Here is a 17,714-nt window from a genome sequence, read left to right as displayed (position 1 = left end):
AGGAGGGGCGAGGTCCACCCTCCGGCACGTGTCACGATGTGACAGCGACATATCGGAGGAGCCGGTGACGGCAGCAGAACTGGAGTCGGGAAGGCGGGCGGCAATGGCCACCGAAGGGGCGCTCACTGAGCCGGACGGCGGAGCAGCCACTCGCACCGCGCGTGTACCCAAGTACTACCGGCTCAAGCGGCACTTGCTGGAGATGACCGAGACCCTGCCGCCCGGCACCCCGGTGCCGCCGGAACGCACCCTCGCCGCGGAGTTCGACACCTCGCGGACCACCGTCCGGCAGGCGCTGCAGGAGCTCGTCGTCGAGGGCCGGCTCGAACGCATCCAGGGCAAGGGCACGTTCGTCGCGAAGCCCAAGGTCTCGCAGGCCCTGCAGCTCACCTCGTACACCGAGGACATGCGGGCCCAGGGACTGGAGCCGACCTCCCAGCTGCTCGACATCGGCTACGTCACCGCCGACGACACCCTGGCCGGCCTGCTGAAGATCCCCACCGGCGGGCGGGTGCTGCGGATCGAGCGGCTGCGGCTGGCCAGCGGCGAGCCGATGGCCATCGAGGCCACCCACCTCTCGGCCAAGCGCTTCCCCGCGCTGCGCCGCTCGCTGGTCAAGTACACCTCGCTGTACACCGCTCTCGCCGAGGTGTACGACGTCCACCTCGCGGAGGCCGAGGAGACCATCGAGACCTCGCTGGCCACCCCGCGCGAGGCCGGACTGCTCGGCACCGACGTGGGCCTGCCGATGCTGATGCTGTCCCGGCACTCCTTCGACGCGGACGGCGAACCCGTCGAGTGGGTGCGGTCGGTGTACCGCGGCGACCGGTACAAGTTCGTGGCCCGGCTCAAGCGTCCGGCCGTCTGACCCCACCGCTCCACCGGGCCCCCACGGTTCCTCCACGAACTCTCAACGGATTCTCGTGACCGGATTCCGGACGGGGTCTTACGCCGGGCGTGCCGCCCCCCATAGATTCCCTGCACTTGTGCAGTGATCAACGAGGGGACGAGGGTCATGGCAGAACCAGGAGCAACAACGGCAGAACGGCGCATGACGCCTCAGTCGATCGCCATCTGGGTGCTCGTGGCACTCGTCGGCGCCATCGGCTGGGGCGTGCTCGCGCTCTCCCGAGGCGAGGAGATCTCGGCCGCCTGGCTGCTCGCCGCCGCGCTCGGCTCGTACGCGATCGGCTACCGCTTCTACTCCAAGTTCATCGCGAACCGGGTGCTCAAGGTCGACCGCACCCGGGCCACCCCGGCCGAACGCCTTGACAACGGTGTCGACTTCCATCCGACCGACCGCCGGGTCCTCTTCGGCCACCACTTCGCCGCGGTGGCCGGCGCCGGCCCGCTGGTCGGCCCGGTGCTCGCCGCACAGATGGGCTACCTGCCCGGCACCATCTGGATCGCGGCCGGCGTGATCTTCGCCGGCGCCGTGCAGGACATGGTCACCCTGTTCTTCTCCACCCGGCGCGACGGCCGCTCGCTCGGCCAGATGGCCCGCGACGAGATCGGCCCGGTGGGCGGAGCCGCCGCCCTGGTCGCGGTGTTCGCCATCATGATCATCCTGCTCGCGGTGCTCGCGCTGGTCATCGTCAACGCCCTCGCACACTCACCGTGGGGCGTCTTCTCCATCGGCATGACCATCCCGATCGCCGTCTTCATGGGCTTCTACCTGCGCGTCCTGCGGCCGGGCCGGGTCACCGAGGTCTCCGTGATCGGCGTGGCGCTGCTGCTGCTCGCCATCGTCGCCGGCGGCTGGGTCGCGGAGTCCTCGCTGGCGGGCACCTTCACCCTGGAGAAGGAGACCCTGGTCATCTGGATGGTGGTGTACGGCTTCCTGGCCTCGGTGCTGCCGGTCTGGATGCTGCTCGCGCCCCGGGACTACCTCTCCACCTTCATGAAGATCGGCACCATCGCGCTGCTGGCGCTCGGCGTGGTGATCGCGATGCCCACGCTGAAGATGCCCTCGGTCACCGACTTCGCCGCGCGCGGCGACGGCCCGGTCTTCGCCGGGTCGATGTTCCCGTTCGTCTTCATCACCATCGCGTGCGGCGCGCTCTCGGGCTTCCACGCCCTGGTCTCCTCGGGCACCACCCCGAAGATGATCCAGAAGGAGACCCAGGTCCGGATGATCGGCTACGGCGCGATGCTGACCGAGTCCTTCGTCGCCGTCATGGCGATCATCGCGGCCTGCATCATCGAGCCCGGACTCTTCTTCGCCGTCAACTCCCCCGGCGGGGTCGTCGGCACCACGGTCGAGACCGCCTCCCAGGCGGTCACCAACTTCGGCTTCGCGATCTCGCCCGAGGCGCTCACCCAGGCCGCGAAGGACGTCGAAGAAGCCACCCTGCTGTCCCGCACCGGCGGCGCACCGACCTTCGCACTCGGAATGTCGGAGATCTTCTCCTCCGTGATCGGCGGCGCCGGGATGAAGGCGTTCTGGTACCACTTCGCCATCATGTTCGAGGCCCTCTTCATCCTGACCACACTGGACGCGGGCACCCGCGTAGGCCGGTTCATGCTCCAGGACACCCTCGGCAACGTCCACAAGTCCTTCAAGGACGTCAGCTGGAAGCCGGGCGTGTGGTTCGCGAGCGCGATCGTTGTCGGCGGCTGGGGCTACTTCCTGTGGGTGGGCATCAAGGACCCGCTGGGCGGCATCAATCAGCTGTTCCCGCTCTTCGGCATCGCCAACCAGCTGCTCGCCGCGGTCGCGCTGGCCGTCTGCACCACCCTGCTGGTCAAGTCCGGACGGCTCAAGTGGGCCTGGGTGACCGGCGTTCCGCTGGTGTGGGACGCGACCGTGACGCTGACCGCGAGCTACCAGAAGATCTTCTCGGACGATGTGAAGGTCGGCTTCTTCGCGCAGCGCGACAAGTACCAGGCGGGGATCGACGCGGACAAGGTGCTGCCGCCCGCGAAGTCGATGGACGACATGCACACGGTGGTCACCAACGCCACGGTCGACGGCGTCCTGTGCGCCCTCTTCGCGATCCTGATCATCATCGTCCTCGCGGACGCGGCCCGGACCTGCGTCAAGGCCGTCCGCCGGCCCGAAACGGCCGTCCTCTCCGAGGTCCCGTGGACCGAGTCGAAGATCGTCGCTCCGGCCGGGCTGCTCCCGACGGCCGAGGAGAAGGCCGAACTGGCGGCGGCCGGCCTGGACTCGGGCGGCGGCAAGGTCTCGGAGCCGGTGGCATGACCGCCCTGCGGGACCGGCTGGCGGACCGTATGGCCAAGGTCCGGTACTACGTACGGGAGTTCTCCGGTGAGGCGGCGTACGACCGCTACGTCGCCCACGCCCGCGGCCACGACCCGGACGCCGAGGTCATGACCCGCAGGGACTTCGAGCGGGCCCGGGTGGACGCCCGGGAGGCGGACCCGCGGGAAGGGTTCCGCTGCTGCTGAGCAATCCGCTCGCGCGAGGGGCCCCGCCGATCCGGCGGAGCCCCTCGCGCGTGTTGTGCGTCAGCGCACCCAGTCCTTGAGGATTTCGGTCTGCAGGGTGATGCCGACAGGGTCCGGCAGCGCGATGTCCGTGCCGTAGGGCACGATGTGGACACTCTCGTACCGGCGGCCGTTGGGCTGGCTGTAGACCGAGAGTTCGCACTTCGCCCGGTCGATCAGCAGGTAAACGGGAATGCCCGTCTCTGCGTACGCCCGGGGCTTCTCGACGTGGTCCCGCCGCTGCGTGTCGGAATCCCACGACGTCACTTCGACGGCCATGAGGATGGGGTCGGGCTCGACCCAGTCACCCTGCCCGACGAAGGCATCCGGATGCGCCAGCACCGCGTCGGGAATGGCCCGCCCGGTCCGGTAGTCCTGCGCCTTGATCCCCTGCCCCGGGTGCAGGAACAAGTCGGGCCGTGACTGCATGCAGATCTTGAGCAGCCACTGGATGATCCGCCCGTGATCGCCGTCCGGCATTGCCTTGCTCCTGATGACCCCGTCGATGAATTCCAGCCGCGTCCCCTCCCTCTCGCGGGCGGCTATGCGCGCTACGGCTTCGAAGTCGTCAGTCAGCATGTGGGGCCGGTCTGTCGTCACGGTCATGCCTCGCTCGCCCTTCTCGACGGTGCTGTCTTCGACGATAGCGGCGGGCACCGACAGCCGTCCTGCACACTCGACCGCATGGACATCGTGATCAGGGAGGCAAGGCCCGAGGAGTACGAGGCCCTCGGGGAGATCACCGCGCAGGCGTACGTGGGGGACGGGCTGCTCGACGCCAACCCCGACGGGTACTACCTCGGGGTGTTGCGGGACGTGGCGGCGCGGGCGGAGGACTCCGCCGTGCTGGTCGCCGTACGGGAGGACGGGACGCTGCTCGGCGGGGTCGCGTTCGCTCCGCCCGGGAGCCGCTACTGCGACATCGCCGGGCCGGACGAGGCCGAGTTCCGGATGCTGGCCGTGGCCGGGGAGGCCCGCGGACAAGGCGTCGGCGAGGCTCTCGTCCGTGCCTGTATCGACCGCGCCCGGGCCATCGACGGGGTGCGGGCCCTGGTGCTGTCCACACAGCCGGCCATGCGCGCCGCGCACCGGATCTACGCCCGCATGGGCTTCGTACGGACGCCCGAGCGGGACTGGTCACCGGTCCCGAGTGTGCCGCTGCTCACCTACTCGCTGGAGCTGTACGGAACCGATCAGTAGCCGGAGCGCCGACCAGGGGACACAACATGTGGGGGTGGCATCACAGGGCCGCCCCCACATGTATGCTCATCCTCGCTGTCGACGCAGGGGAATCCGGTGAGAATCCGGAACTGTCCCGCAACGGTATGAAAAGTCCGAGTACCTGCCGACGGTGCGCCCGGGTACGACCGTCCCGGGTGCCGATACGTCCGGGCCTCGCGGTTGGGCCGGTGGACGCCGTACGGTGCTGCGCTCGCTTCCCGCCCCGCCGCTCCCGTACGCGCGCTGCCTCGCGCCCGCCCGCAGGGATTCCGGAGCCGAGCGAGGGAGAGCTCCCCCCGTGACCATCGCGCCTGCCGCACCGCGCGCCGAGTCCGCCGACCCGTCCTCCGGGGACACCAAGGGCACCGAGGGACCGGGGGCCGCACTGCTGCGGACTCTCACCGAGCTGACCGCAGACCTTCCCGACACCGACCCCGGCCGGGTCGCCGCCGCCGCGCTGCGCGGCCGCAGCGCCGACGCGGACGAGGCCGAGCTGCGCGGGCTGGCCACCGAGGCCGCCGCGGGGCTGATCTCCGAGGACCCGGCGTACTCAAAGCTGGCGGCCCGGCTGCTGACCCTCACCATCGCCGAGGAGGCCGCCGGCCAGGGCGTGACCTCCTTCACCGAGTCGGTCGCCGTCGGCCACCGCGAGGGCCTCATCGCCGACCGGACCGCGGAGTTCGTCGCCGCCCACGCCGCCCGCCTCGACGCGATGGTCGGGCACGCCCTCGCCGACGGCGCCGACGACCGCTTCGGCTTCTTCGGCCTGCGCACCCTGCACAGCCGCTACCTGCTGCGCCACCCGATCACCCGCCAGGTCATCGAGACCCCGCAGCACTTCATGCTCCGCGTGGCCTGCGGCCTCGCCGAGGACGAGAGCGTCCGCGCGGTGGAGGAGGTCGCCTCCCTGTACGGGCTGATGAACCGGCTGGACTACCTGCCCTCCTCCCCCACCCTCTTCAACTCCGGCACCCGGCACCCGCAGATGTCCTCCTGCTACCTGCTGGACTCCCCGCTGGACGAGCTGGACTCCATCTACGACCGCTACCACCAGGTGGCCCGGCTGTCGAAGCACGCCGGCGGCATCGGCCTGTCGTACTCCCGGATCCGCGCCCGCGGTTCGCTGATCCGCGGCACCAACGGCCACTCCAACGGCATCGTGCCGTTCCTGAAGACCCTGGACGCCTCGGTCGCCGCGGTGAACCAGGGCGGCCGCCGCAAGGGCGCCGCCGCCGTCTACCTGGAGACCTGGCACGCCGACATCGAGGAGTTCCTGGAGCTCCGCGACAACACCGGCGAGGACGCCCGCCGCACCCACAACCTGAACCTGGCGCACTGGATCCCGGACGAGTTCATGCGCCGGGTCAACGCGGACGCCGACTGGTCGCTGTTCTCCCCCGCCGACGTGCCCGAGCTGGTCGACCTCCACGGCGCCGACTTCGACGCCGCCTACGTCAAGGCCGAGCAGGCGGGCCTGGCCAGGAAGACGATGCCCGCCCGCGAGCTGTACGGCCGCATGATGCGCACCCTCGCGCAGACCGGCCAGGGCTGGATGACCTTCAAGGACACCTCCAACCGGACCGCCAACCAGACCGCGCTGCCCGGCACCGTCGTCCACTCCTCGAACCTGTGCACCGAGATCATCGAGGTCACCAACGACGGCGAGACCGCCGTCTGCAACCTCGGCTCGGTCAACCTCGGCGCGTTCGTCGCCGACGGGGAGATGGACTGGGAGCGCCTGGACGAGACCGTCCGCACGGCCGTCACCTTCCTCGACCGCGTCGTGGACATCAACTTCTACCCGACCGAGCAGGCCGGCCGTTCCAACGCCCGGTGGCGTCCGGTGGGCTTGGGCGCGATGGGCCTCCAGGACGTCTTCTTCAAGCTGCGCCTGCCCTTCGACTCCGCGGAGGCCAAGGCGCTCTCCACGAAGATCGCCGAGCGGATCATGCTGGCCGCGTACGAGGCCTCCACCGACCTCGCCGAGCGCAACGGCCCGCTGCCCGCCTGGGCGGAGACCCGTACCGCCCGTGGCGTCCTGCACCCCGACCACTACGACGTCACGCTCGCCTGGCCGGAGCGCTGGGCCGCCCTGCGCGCCCGCATGGCCACCACCGGTCTGCGCAACTCCCTCCTCCTGGCGATCGCCCCGACCGCGACGATCGCCTCGATCGCCGGCGTCTACGAGTGCATCGAGCCGCAGGTCTCCAACCTGTTCAAGCGCGAGACGCTGTCGGGCGAGTTCCTCCAGGTCAACGCGTACCTGGTGGAGGACCTGAAGAAGCTCGGCGTGTGGGACGCGCAGACCCGCGAGGCGCTCCGCGACTCCTCCGGCTCCGTGCAGGGCTTCGGCTGGATCCCGGCCGAGGTGCGCGAGCTGTACCGGACGGCGTGGGAGATCCCGCAGCGCGGCCTGATCGACATGGCGGCGGCCCGTACCCCGTACCTGGACCAGAGCCAGTCGCTGAACCTGTTCCTGGAGACGCCGACCATCGGGAAGCTCAGCTCGATGTACGCGTACGCCTGGAAGCAGGGCCTGAAGACCACGTACTACCTGCGCTCGCGCCCGGCGACGAAGATCGCCCGCGCGGCCTCCGGCACGGCCGTCCCCGCTGCCGCCACCCCCGCCCAGCTGCCGCAGGCCCTCGACGCCGAGGCGCTGGCCTGCTCCCTTGAGAACCCCGAGTCCTGCGAGGCCTGCCAGTAATGAGCTCCAACGCCAAGAACCTGCTCGACCCCGGCTTCGAGCTCACGCTCCGCCCGATGCGCTACCCGGACTTCTACGAGCGCTACCGGGACGCGATCAAGAACACCTGGACGGTGGAGGAGGTCGACCTCCACTCGGACGTCGCGGACCTCGCGAAGCTGACGCCCTCCGAACAGCACATGATCGGCCGCCTGGTCGCGTTCTTCGCGACCGGTGACTCGATCGTCGCGAACAACCTGGTGCTGACGCTCTACAAGCACATCAACTCCCCGGAGGCGCGCCTGTACCTGTCGCGCCAGCTGTTCGAGGAGGCCGTGCACGTCCAGTTCTACCTGACGCTGCTCGACACCTACCTGCCCGACCCGGAGGACCGCGCCGCGGCCTTCGACGCGGTCGAGAACATCCCGTCCATCCGCGAGAAGGCCCAGTTCTGCTTCAAGTGGATGGACTCGGTCGAGACGATCGACCGCCTGGAGACGGCCGCCGACCGCCGCCGCTTCCTGCTGAACCTGATCTGCTTCGCGGCGTGCATCGAGGGCCTGTTCTTCTACGGCGCGTTCGCCTACGTGTACTGGTTCCGCTCGCGCGGTCTGCTGCACGGCCTGGCGACCGGCACCAACTGGGTGTTCCGCGACGAGACCATGCACATGAACTTCGCGTTCGAGGTCGTGGACACCGTCCGCAAGGAGGAGCCGGAGCTCTTCGACGACGCCCTCCGGCAGCAGGTCACCGACATGCTCAAGGAGGCCGTGGAGGCCGAGCTGCAGTTCGGCCGGGACCTGTGCGGCGACGGGCTGCCGGGCATGAACACCGAGTCCATGCGCGAGTACCTCCAGTGCGTCGCCGACCAGCGCCTGGTCCGCCTCGGCTTCGCCCCGGTGTACGGCTCGGAGAACCCGTTCTCCTTCATGGAGCTCCAGGGTGTCCAGGAACTGACCAACTTCTTCGAGCGGCGGCCGTCGGCCTATCAGGTCGCGGTCGAGGGAACGGTCGACCTCGACGAGGACTTCTGAGCCTTCCGGGACTCCCGGGTCTTCTTCTCCACGGATCGGCCGGCGGACCGCGCCTCGCGCAGCTGCCGGTCGATCCGGCGTTCCCGGGCCGCCCCGTACAGGGCGGGGCCCAGCACGAGGGCGGCGAGGGCGAGGACGGTGAGGTAGTTCAGGAGCGCAGTCACGAGCGTGTTCATGACTCCACTCTCGCCAGGATGATCACCACCGGACAGTGGCAGGACTGTCAGGATGAATCGAATTACTGCCACACTGGGCGCATGCTGAAGAACGTGGCCGTGGTGCTGATGAACGGCGTCGCCCCCTTCGAGTTCGGGATCTTCTGCGAGGTCTTCGGGATCGACCGGAGCGGTGACGGGCTGCCGGTGTACGACTTCGCGGTGTGCGCCGGCGAAGAGGCCCCGCTGACCCTCGCGGACACCGGGCTCACGGTCCGGCCCGAACACGGCCTGGAGCGGCTGGACGGGGCCGACCTGATCTGCCTGCCGGCCGACCGGCGGGCGCCGGTGCGGGAGTACCCCGAGCCGCTGCTGGAGGCGCTGCGCGCGGCCGTGGACCGGGGCGCACGGGTGCTGAGCGTGTGCAGCGGCGCCTTCGTGCTGGGCGCGGCCGGGCTGCTGGACGGACGCCGCTGCACCACCCACTGGATGCACTCGGCCACCCTGATGCGCCGATACCCGCGCGCCCTGGTCGACCCGGAGGTGCTGTACGTGGACGAGGGCCAGGTCGTCACGGCGGCCGGCACCGCCTCCGGGATCGACGCCTGCCTGCACGTGGTCCGGCAGGAGCACGGCGCCGAGGTCGCGAACACCATCGCCCGCCGGATGGTGGTCCCGCCGCACCGGGACGGCGGCCAGGCCCAGTACATCCGGCGCCCGCTGCCCCGCACCTCCTGCGACACCGTCGGCGAGGTGCTGGAGTGGATGTCCCGGCACCTGGCGGAGGAGATCACGGTGGAGCAGCTGGCGGAGCGGGCGCACATGTCCCCGCGAACCTTCGCCCGCCGCTTCCTCGCCGAGACCGGCACCACCCCCTACCAGTGGCTGCTCCGCCAACGCGTCCTGCTGGCGCAGGAGTTGCTGGAGTCTTCGGACGAGACGGTGGACACGATCGCCGGCCGCTGCGGCTTCGGCAACGCGGCCGCGCTGCGGCACCACTTCCTGCGCACCCTGGGCACCACCCCGAACACCTTCCGCCGCACCTTCCGCGGCCCCCGGGTGGCTTGAAGTCGCCTGTTCCCCGACTTGCTGTGATCTTGGCCGTATATCGGCGGCGCCCTGCCCGTCTACCGTGCAGTCCGTCAACTTCGCCGATGTTCCGGAGGTTCACATGTCGCGCGCCACAGCACGTCTCCTTGCCACCGCAGCCATCGCCGCTCTTGCGTTGGGCGGCGCGGTCACCACCGCTTCGGCCGACTCCGACTGGGGCACCGCCCCGGTGGGCAAGTACGACGACCGGTGGAACACCGCCCCGACCGGCACCAACGACGACCAGTGGGGTTAGCGGAAACAGCAGAGGGGTCCGCTCCGGATCCGGAGCGGGCCCCTCTCGCCGTACGCCGACGTCGTTCTGCCCGTCGCTACTCGTTCGGCACGGTCTCGTAGCGCGGGGTGTTCTCCGCCATCTGCCGCAGCGCGTCCTTGCGGTCGCGCTTGGAGAGGCGGTCGATGTACAGGTAGCCGTACAGGTGGTCGGTCTCGTGCTGCAGGCAGCGCGCGAAGTAGCCGGTGCCCCGCACCTTGATCGGGTTGCCCTGGGCGTCCTGGCCGGTCACCTCGGCGTAGTCGGGGCGGGCCAGCGAGGCGTACGCGGTCGGCACCGAGAGGCAGCCCTCGTTGGAGTCGTCCAGCACGCGGCGGTCGGCCGGGAGCTCCACCAGCTTCGGGTTGACCACCACACCGGTGTGGTAGACGCCCTCGTCGTCCGGGCAGTGGTACACGAAGACCTTCTGGTCCACGCCGATCTGATTGGCGGCCAGGCCCACGCCCTCCGCCGCCTTCTGGCTGGCGAACATGTCGTCGATCAGCCGGGCGAGCTCCTCGCCGAACTCGGTGACGTCCTTGCACTCGCGGTGCAGCACCGGGTTGCCGACCACGGTGATCGGCCGGGCCGTGCCGCGCTCCCGGTAGGCGAGCTCACGCGCCTCACAGTCCTCGGTGTCCACGACGTAGCCGTCGTCATCGACCCTGAGGACCTCGTTCTCCTGCTGCGCCATGTCCCGCGTACGCCTTCCCTGAAGTCTCTGGTGTGCCCGTACAGCCTACGTGCCGGGCTCAGCAGACTTCCTCGAGATCCCGCCAGGACCGGGTGTCGGGGCTGTCCGCCACCCAGCCCTCCAGCAGCCCGCGCACCAGCCCCGCCGGGGCGGCGATCCCGCACTCCCGCTCGGGCACCCAGAGCGAGCCGGAGCCGGCCGTACGGTGGCCCAGCGGGCCGGGGTGGCCGGGCTCGCTGTGGTCGTGCGGGTCCAGGTGCTCCCCTTCGCCCTCGTCGCTCGGCATCGAGCTCTCCGAGCAGGTCCGGCAGAGCAGCCGGACCGACGAGGACCAGTCCTCGGCGGCGAACCCGGCGTCCGAGGCCAGCCGCTCCAGGGCGTCCCGGTCCTCCTCGGCGGCGGCCTCCAGCAGCACCACCCAGGTCGGCACGGGCGAGGGCGCCCACAACTCGATCTCGTCGAAGACGGGGTAGGCGGGCCCGGCCGCGGTCACCCGCTCGCCGTGCGGGACTCCGTCGTGCAGCACGACCTCGCCCCAGCGCCGCCCGGAGGACGGCAGCGGGATCGACAGGACCTCCATGCGGGCCGGGTCCAGCCGGCGGCCCCAGACCACCTCGGCCTCGCCCTCGGGCGAGAGCCGTACCGCTGCGCTGCCCAGTTCCATGCCCACCGGCTCGGCCGAGCCGCCCGTGCCGTGCGGATGGCCCGGGACCTTCAGCCCGTACGCCTGCCAGGCCCGCCGCGCCAGCGGCCAGTCCTGCAGGGCGGTGGCGGCGATGCCCACGTTCCACCAGTCGGGTGCGCCGGCCGCCCGGTCCAGCAGGGCGACGGCGCGCAGACCGGCGGCCCGGGCCTGCTCCCAGTCGTGCCGGAACTTGTGCAGCAGGGCCAGGTTGAACCAGGACTCCGACAGCCAGGGCTCCAGGTCCGCGGCTCTGGTCAGCAGAGCGCCCGCGTCCTCGTACCGACCGTCGCCGATCAGCGTGAACGCGCGGTCGGTGGCCTGCCGCCAAGAGGCGGAGGGCCTGTGCCGTACCTTCCCGAAGATCCTCACTGTTCCCGCCTGCCGGTCCAACGGTGCTGCCTGTGGGTGCAGCCTTGCGGACACTCTCCACTTCGCATCCAACCATGCCCACTCGGACGGCCGCTCATTACCCATGGGTTACCCCGCCCGAACAGCGGTGATTCCATCACGTCGGGGCCCGTCTCACCCGGGCCGCGCCGCTCTGCGGCCGTGTCCCTCCGGGGCCGGTCCCCTCGCAGAACGTGCGCCAGGCACTCGACCACCTCGGGCTGGTAGTCCCGCCCCGTGCCGAGCCGCAGCCGCTCCAGGGCCTCCAGTGAGCCGCCGGGGTTCCGGGCCCCGCCGGCCAGCTCGTCGTAGGCGTCGGCCACCCGGACGATCCGGGCGGCCACGGGCTGTTGCCGGTACGGGTCGGCCTGCCGCTCGACCACGACGGCGACCTCCGCGGGCACTCCGGTCTGCCGGGCCACCTGCCCGCCGAGCCCGGCGATCCGGCGGGCCTCGGCGGCGGACAGGGGGACGCCGGTCCCGGCCGGGACCGGGTCGGCCAGGGACAGCCTGCCGATGTCGTGGATGAGCGCGGCGTACTCCAGGACGGTCAGTTCCCGTGCCGACAGCCCGAGTTCCCGGCCGACGGCACAGCTGAGCGCGGCGACCCGGCGGGCATGGCCCGGCGGGGTGCAGCCGGCGATCTCGGTGGCCCGGGCCAGCGAGGTGACGGTCTGCCGGTACGTCGTGCGGATCGCCGAGATCCGCCGGAAGGACATCCGGGTGAGCAGCAGCGGCACGCTGAACACGGGCAGGGCCCACAGCCCGGCCACGGCCACGCCCAGGGCCATCACCACCCCGGTGGCGCAGATCGCCGAGCCGATCCCGGCGAGGGCGCGCAGCTCGTCCCGGAGCAGCGGCCCGTACGGACGGCCGGTGCGGGCCCGGACGAGGGCGGCGGCCGTCGCGGCGTCGCACAGGGCGGTCAGGCCGAGCAGACAGAACAGGAACGGCACCAGGTACGGGCCGTGCCCGACCATCTCGTCCAGCCTTCCGGAGGTGTGGAGCGGCCGGAAGCAGGCGGCGGCGAAGGCCACGGTAAGCACCCGGTGGGCGAGGTGGTCGAGGGCTGGGCCGTGGCCGCGGGCGATGTGCGGGACGGTCCCGGCCAGGGCTGCGGCGGCGACCACGGCCACGGTCTGGAGCACCCCGTGGTGGGCGGGGGTGCCGGCGTTCTGGCTGAGCAGGGCGTACGCGAGGGCGCCGGCGGAGGCGAGCGGCGCCGCCCGGCCGGCTCCGGGCGGCAGCCGGCCGGAGCGGTCCCGGATGTCCCCGCGGCCCAGCTCGCCCACGGTGATCAGCAGGCCGAAGACCAACGCGGTGCCGGGCCCGGTGATGCCGTGCCAGAGGGTGTGGCCGAGGGCGGCCGCGGTCAGCGCGCCGGCCGTGCCGCGGACGGCCCACACGATGCCCGGGCTCATCGGATGCCGGTCCGGCCGGTCCGGCCGGTTTCCCCGGCGCGGCCGCCGGCCCGGACGGATTCGGAGTGCGCGCGTCCGCCGGTGTCCCCGCCCCGGTCGGAGAGGGCGTTCGGCGGGGACGGTTCCGGGCCGGCGGGGAGGGTCTGGAGGTCGGCGTCCGAGGTGACCACCGGGTGCCAGCCGTGCCGGCGGATCGCGGCGGCCAGGGCGCGCACCATCTCCGGGTCGAACTGGGATCCGGCACAGCGTTCGAGCTCGGCGAGGGCGACCGGGACGGGCCGGGCGCGGCTGTAGGAGCGGGTGGAGGTCATGGCGTCGAAGGCGTCGGCGACGGCCACCACCCGGGCCGGTACCGGGATCTGGTCGCCGGTCAGGCCGTAGGGGTAGCCGGAGCCGTCGACGCGTTCGTGGTGGTGCAGGATCGCCGCCCGGGCCTCCCCGAGGAAGCCGATGCCGCGGACCATCTCATGGCCGTACTCGGGGTGCAGTTCGATGGTGCGGCGTTCCTCGGGGGTGAGCGGTCCGTCCTTGCGCAGCAGCCGGGTGGGGACGCCGAGCTTGCCGACGTCGTGCAGGATGCCGGCGATCCGGACCGCCTCCTGGCGCTCCTCGGACATGCCGAGCTCGCGGGCGATCATCGCGGAGGCCTGGCCGACGCGCTCGCTGTGCCCGCGGGTGTAGCGGTCCTTGATGTCGACCGCCTGGACGAGGGCGCGGATGGTGGCCCGGTGGGCGGCGCGTTCGCGGCGGTACTGGGCGGAGACCCAGCAGGTGACGCAGACGGGCAGCAGCACGGCGAGGGCGGCCGGGGGCCCGTACGGGCTGCGCCACAGCACGGCCATCATCAGGCCGGCCAGGCCGTGGACCAGGTGCGGGGCGATGGTCGGGGTTCCGGTGGACCCGGACGCCGTCAGCGGGAGGGGCAGCAGTCCGCGCCAGGCGGTGGCGGCGGGCCGCCGCTCGGCGGCGGCCAGGACGCTCCCGTCGAGGGCGGTGAGCACCAGGCAGAAGGCGAGGGCCGCGGCGGCGGCCGGCAGCATCACCCGGGGGAAGTCCGGCGGTCCCGCCGCCCCGTGGTCCAGGCCGCCGAGCGCTGCGGGCCCGCCCAGCAGGCCGAAGGTCTGCCCGGCCGTCCATGCGGCCATGGACTGCTGGACCGCGTGCCAGGTCCTGCGCACCCAGGCCCCGCGCACCCCGGGCGCGGGCTGTGCGGCTTCCCCGGCGAGCGCCCCGGGCACCGCGGCCAGCGCGGCGGCCGACGGCGGCAGCAGGAAGACGGCGGCCTGCACGACCGGGAAGAAGGAACCGATGCCCTCGGGCACCCGACTGCCCGGGAACGGGGCGGACTTCACCAGTTCACAGCAGAGGTAGAGCGCGCACAGCAGGGCCGTGGCCGGCCAGGGCACGGCGGCGGCGCCGGTGAGGGCGGGCGCCAGGCAGGCGACGGAACCGGCGGCGGCGCAGCAGAGGAAAAGACGCGCGCCCGGCGGAAGTCCGCGCATGGGTGTTCTCCTCCCCTGTGGCCTGGCGGGCGAGTACCGAATCGGACCGGTACCGATTGGGGAGAATAGGTGGGGTCTCTGCGCGGCCGTGCCGCATTTTCGTATCAGGGCACGCCGGTAACCCCGGATTAGCACCTTCGGGTGAACGAAGTCCTCTTCCGGTGGGAGTCCCCCCGGCCGAGCCAGGGGGGAGGGGTTCCCGCGCTGATCACGGTGATCACGGTGATCGCGGCGAACCAGCCGGCGGTCAGCCGATAACCAGTCTGCGATCAGCCGGTGATCAGCCGGTGGCGGGTCCGGCGGCGGCCGGTCCGGCAGTGATGTCCTCGTCCGGAACGGCCTGTCCGGAACGGATCAGCTCGATCCTGCCCATCACCTTCGACCGCAGGTCGGACGGTACGTCGTCCGATCCGCAGCAGCGCTTCACCAGCTTCTTCACGGCCTGTTCCAGGCCGTACTTCTCCAGACAGGGATTGCACTCGCCGAAGTGTGTTTCGAACTTCGTGCAATCACTGTCGGGCATCTCGTGGTCGAGGAACTCGTACAAGTGGTCCAGGACCTCGGAGCACTCCGTCTCGTGCGGCTCTCCGCAGCTCATGAGCCCGAGCCTTTCCGGTCGTTCGACTCTCCCGCGCCGGCCGGGACCAGCCCGCGCTCACGGGCGTAGTCCTCCAGCATTCCGCGGAGTTGACGGCGGCCACGGTGCAGTCGCGACATGACCGTACCGATGGGTGTACCCATGATGTCCGCGATCTCCTTGTACGCAAAGCCCTCTACGTCGGCCAGATAGACGGCGATCCGGAACTCCTCGGGGATCGCCTGGAGCGCTTCCTTCACGTCCGAATCGGGCAGGTGGTCGAGCGCCTGCGATTCGGCGGAGCGCAATCCGGTGGACATGTGCGACTCGGCACGGGCCAGCTGCCAGTCCTCGATCTCCTCCGCCGCGCTGCGCTGGGGCTCGCGCTGCTTCTTGCGGTAGGAGTTGATGAACGTGTTGGTCAGGATGCGGTAGAGCCACGCCTTGAGGTTGGTGCCTTCGCGGAACTGGTGGAAGGAGGCGTACGCCTTGGCGAACGTCTCCTGAACCAGGTCCTCGGCGTCGGCCGGGTTGCGCGTCATGCGCAGCGCGGCCGAGTACATCTGGTCGAGGTAACCGAGGGCGTCGCGTTCGAAGCGCGCGTTGCGCTCCGCGGTCGTCTCCTCCGCCTGGCCTTCGTCGGTCCCGGAAACAGGACCCACCTCCTCCGACAGCGTGGCGGACCCGAATGCGGACCCACTCGAATCGGAGAATAGTCGACCATCCCGGCCATCCGCCGCCCGGCCGGGGGCGTACCTGGCCGCGGGCAGCACCGACCAATCCAGGTCAGAAGCCTGTGTCCGGTTCGGGCTGATGACCCGGGTCATGCGGCACTCCCTCTCCCTCATGGTTCCTCTTCGCATTGCCGTGCGTAGCGGCATCCGGAACAACCAAGGGGCCGGTCGGCGCATTCCCGGGGGCGGAAGTCCCGTTTCCGGGACGGCTTTGTCAGCTCCGGGCGAAACCGATCACGGGTTCGTTTGTCATGTCAGGAGTCAAGTCGGCCGAGCCAGTCCGCGACGGCCCCGGTGATCCGTTCCAGCGCCTGCTCCTGGGTGAGCGCGGCCCTCTTCGGTACGGCCATGCCGTGGTCGGCCGCCTCCACCTCCACCAGCTCGAACGCCCCCTCGGGAAACTCCTCCGGGCGCCCGAAGGCGTCCCGGCCGCCCTGGACCACCAGCGTGGGCACGCCCGCCCCGGTCAGCTCCGCGGCGCGGGACTTCTCGGGCTTCCCCGGCGGGTGCAGCGGGAAGGCGAGGGCCAGCACCGCAACCGCCCCGAGCTCCGCCGCGGTCCGGCAGGCCACCCGGGCCCCGGCGCTGCGCCCGCCGGCCACCACCGGCAGGCCGGGGGCCGCCAGGGCGGGCCAGAGGCCGTGCCAGCCCTGGTCGAGCACCTTGGGGGCGGCGGCGACCTTCTTCCCGGCCACCCGCCAGGGCTGCTCGACCAGGGCCACGGTGACTCCCCGGGCGGGCAGGGCGGCGGCCAGGGCCTGTAGGTCCCGGGCCTCGATGCCGCCGCCGGCGCCGTGGCCGAGGGCGAGCACCAGGCGGGCCGAAGGGGCGCCGTGCCAGGTGATCCGGGCCTCCCCGGCGGGCGTTTCCACGCTCTCGGTACGGGTCTGGGTGCGCGTGCTCATCAGAACAGGGTGCCTTCCTCGGGGGCCTCCAGCTCGGTAAGCAGCTCCGGTCCGTTGTTGCGGACGCTGCTCACCGCGGTGGACACCGGGTACGCGCGCATCAGCCCGCCGGGCGGCGGGGCCAGCAGGTCCCGCAGGGAGCCTTCGGCGTCGGTGTGCGCCGGGTCCAGCCAGGCGTCCCAGCGGTCGGGGGTGAGCATCAGCGGCATCCGCGGGTGGATGTCGGCGAGCGAGCGCGGCCCCTCGGCGGGTCCGGCGGCCAGCGGGCCGGTCTCGGCCTCGGTGGTGATCACCGAGCAGGTCACCCACCAGGCGAGCGGGTGCTCGTCGGGCAGCGTCCGGTCGCGCCAGAACTCGTATATGCCGGCCATGGCGAAGACCGAGCCGTCGGCGGGCAGCACGAAGTACGGCTGCTTGCGCGGCCGCTTCCGCCTGCCCTCGACCTCCAGCTGCCGCTCGTCGGTCCCGGTGACCCACTCGTAGTAGCCGTCGGCCGGGATGATGCAGCGGCGCTGCGCGAACGGCCGGCGGAAGGACGGCTTCTCGTGCAGGGTCTCCGACCGGGCGTTGATCATCCGGGCGGCGCCTTCGGGGTTCTTCGCCCAGGACGGGACCAGGCCCCACTTCAGGACCTTCAGCTGGCGAACCGGACGCGGGTCCGGTGCGTCCTTCAGAGGGCGGTCGAGTACGACGAAGACCTCCTTCGTCGGGGCCACGTTGTAGTCGGGGGCCAGGGTCTCCTCGGGCTCCCACTTCTCGACCCCGAAGGCCTCCGCCAGCTCCTCGGGCCGGCGACTGGATGCATAGCGTCCGCACATGGCTGCCACACTGCCATGTCACTACCACCGGCCACCGCTGGAGGTAACACCGGAACACCACGGCAAGGAGCCGTCCGACCCC

General features: G+C 71.3%; 18 protein-coding genes and 1 riboswitch. Of the genes, 8 read left to right on the top strand and 10 right to left on the bottom strand.

Annotated elements, in window-relative coordinates:
- Positions 1-103: 103 nt before the first annotated feature.
- The 3 genes from AC067U_RS31110 to AC067U_RS31100 all read left to right on the top strand — a co-directional run bounded on the left by AC067U_RS31110 (position 104) and on the right by AC067U_RS31100 (position 3,411).
- A complete protein-coding gene (locus tag AC067U_RS31110; RefSeq protein WP_478833152.1) occupies positions 104-868 on the top strand; it encodes a GntR family transcriptional regulator in 765 nt (254 codons plus the stop codon).
- A gap of 183 nt (positions 869-1,051) precedes the next feature.
- Complete coding sequence (locus AC067U_RS31105) at positions 1,052-3,205, top strand: carbon starvation CstA family protein (protein ID WP_478833151.1); 2,154 nt, start codon at positions 1,052-1,054, stop codon at positions 3,203-3,205.
- Positions 3,202-3,411, top strand: coding sequence for a YbdD/YjiX family protein (locus AC067U_RS31100; RefSeq protein WP_478833150.1), 210 nt, complete (start codon positions 3,202-3,204; stop codon positions 3,409-3,411). Before AC067U_RS31105 ends, AC067U_RS31100 begins: the two co-directional genes overlap by 4 nt.
- A 60-nt stretch (positions 3,412-3,471) precedes the next feature.
- On the opposite strand, the gene AC067U_RS31095 is transcribed toward AC067U_RS31100, so the two are convergent.
- Entirely contained in the window at positions 3,472-4,056 is a 585-nt protein-coding gene (locus AC067U_RS31095; protein ID WP_478833184.1) for a Uma2 family endonuclease, read from the bottom strand.
- Positions 4,057-4,134: 78 nt separating this feature from the next.
- Between AC067U_RS31095 and AC067U_RS31090 the strand changes: the two genes are divergently transcribed.
- The 3 genes from AC067U_RS31090 to AC067U_RS31080 all read left to right on the top strand — a co-directional run bounded on the left by AC067U_RS31090 (position 4,135) and on the right by AC067U_RS31080 (position 8,391).
- Positions 4,135-4,650: a GNAT family N-acetyltransferase gene (locus AC067U_RS31090; protein WP_478833149.1), complete on the top strand. Its 516-nt coding sequence runs from the start codon at positions 4,135-4,137 to the stop codon at positions 4,648-4,650.
- Between the two features lie 75 nt (positions 4,651-4,725).
- Positions 4,726-4,802, top strand: a riboswitch (adenosylcobalamin-variant (AdoCbl-variant) riboswitch).
- A 167-nt stretch (positions 4,803-4,969) separates the two neighbouring features.
- Positions 4,970-7,378, top strand: coding sequence for a ribonucleoside-diphosphate reductase subunit alpha (locus AC067U_RS31085; protein WP_478833148.1), 2,409 nt, complete (start codon positions 4,970-4,972; stop codon positions 7,376-7,378).
- Positions 7,378-8,391, top strand: a complete 1,014-nt coding sequence (locus AC067U_RS31080; protein ID WP_478833147.1) for a ribonucleotide-diphosphate reductase subunit beta — start codon at positions 7,378-7,380, stop codon at positions 8,389-8,391. Before AC067U_RS31085 ends, AC067U_RS31080 begins: the two co-directional genes overlap by 1 nt.
- On the opposite strand, the gene AC067U_RS31075 is transcribed toward AC067U_RS31080, so the two are convergent.
- Entirely contained in the window at positions 8,346-8,567 is a 222-nt protein-coding gene (locus tag AC067U_RS31075) for a hypothetical protein (RefSeq protein WP_478833146.1), read from the bottom strand. The genes AC067U_RS31080 and AC067U_RS31075 overlap by 46 nt on opposite strands.
- 81 nt (positions 8,568-8,648) lie before the next feature.
- Between AC067U_RS31075 and AC067U_RS31070 the strand changes: the two genes are divergently transcribed.
- On the top strand, positions 8,649-9,614 hold the full coding sequence (locus AC067U_RS31070) for a helix-turn-helix domain-containing protein (RefSeq protein ID WP_478833145.1): 966 nt from the start codon (positions 8,649-8,651) through the stop codon (positions 9,612-9,614).
- A gap of 103 nt (positions 9,615-9,717) precedes the next feature.
- Positions 9,718-9,891: a hypothetical protein gene (locus tag AC067U_RS31065; protein WP_478833144.1), complete on the top strand. Its 174-nt coding sequence runs from the start codon at positions 9,718-9,720 to the stop codon at positions 9,889-9,891.
- Between the two features lie 76 nt (positions 9,892-9,967).
- Here AC067U_RS31065 and def read toward each other — a convergent pair whose 3' ends face one another.
- The 8 genes from def to AC067U_RS31025 form a co-directional block, all read right to left on the bottom strand.
- Positions 9,968-10,603, bottom strand: coding sequence for a peptide deformylase (gene def, locus AC067U_RS31060; RefSeq protein WP_478833143.1), 636 nt, complete (start codon positions 10,601-10,603; stop codon positions 9,968-9,970).
- A 58-nt stretch (positions 10,604-10,661) separates the two neighbouring features.
- Entirely contained in the window at positions 10,662-11,657 is a 996-nt protein-coding gene (locus tag AC067U_RS31055) for a tetratricopeptide repeat protein (protein WP_478833142.1), read from the bottom strand.
- Positions 11,654-13,096 (bottom strand): HD-GYP domain-containing protein, encoded by a 1,443-nt coding sequence (locus AC067U_RS31050; RefSeq protein ID WP_478833141.1) that lies wholly within the window; start codon positions 13,094-13,096, stop codon positions 11,654-11,656. Before AC067U_RS31050 ends, AC067U_RS31055 begins: the two co-directional genes overlap by 4 nt.
- On the bottom strand, positions 13,093-14,598 hold the full coding sequence (locus AC067U_RS31045) for an HD-GYP domain-containing protein (RefSeq protein ID WP_478833140.1): 1,506 nt from the start codon (positions 14,596-14,598) through the stop codon (positions 13,093-13,095). The genes AC067U_RS31050 and AC067U_RS31045 overlap by 4 nt, the downstream gene beginning before the upstream one ends.
- A 280-nt stretch (positions 14,599-14,878) precedes the next feature.
- Positions 14,879-15,196, bottom strand: coding sequence for a mycothiol system anti-sigma-R factor (gene rsrA / locus AC067U_RS31040; RefSeq protein ID WP_393579957.1), 318 nt, complete (start codon positions 15,194-15,196; stop codon positions 14,879-14,881).
- Positions 15,193-15,837, bottom strand: a complete 645-nt coding sequence (locus tag AC067U_RS31035; protein ID WP_393580019.1) for a sigma-70 family RNA polymerase sigma factor — start codon at positions 15,835-15,837, stop codon at positions 15,193-15,195. The genes rsrA and AC067U_RS31035 overlap by 4 nt, the downstream gene beginning before the upstream one ends.
- A 326-nt stretch (positions 15,838-16,163) precedes the next feature.
- On the bottom strand, positions 16,164-16,814 hold the full coding sequence (locus AC067U_RS31030) for an alpha/beta hydrolase family protein (protein ID WP_478833139.1): 651 nt from the start codon (positions 16,812-16,814) through the stop codon (positions 16,164-16,166).
- Positions 16,814-17,632, bottom strand: a complete 819-nt coding sequence (locus tag AC067U_RS31025) for an SOS response-associated peptidase (RefSeq protein ID WP_478833138.1) — start codon at positions 17,630-17,632, stop codon at positions 16,814-16,816. The genes AC067U_RS31030 and AC067U_RS31025 overlap by 1 nt, the downstream gene beginning before the upstream one ends.
- Between the last annotated feature and the right edge of the window lie 82 nt (positions 17,633-17,714).

The organism is Streptomyces sp. NPDC043853 (genome assembly GCF_056436025.1).
This window is presented reverse-complemented; position numbering and strand designations above follow the sequence as displayed.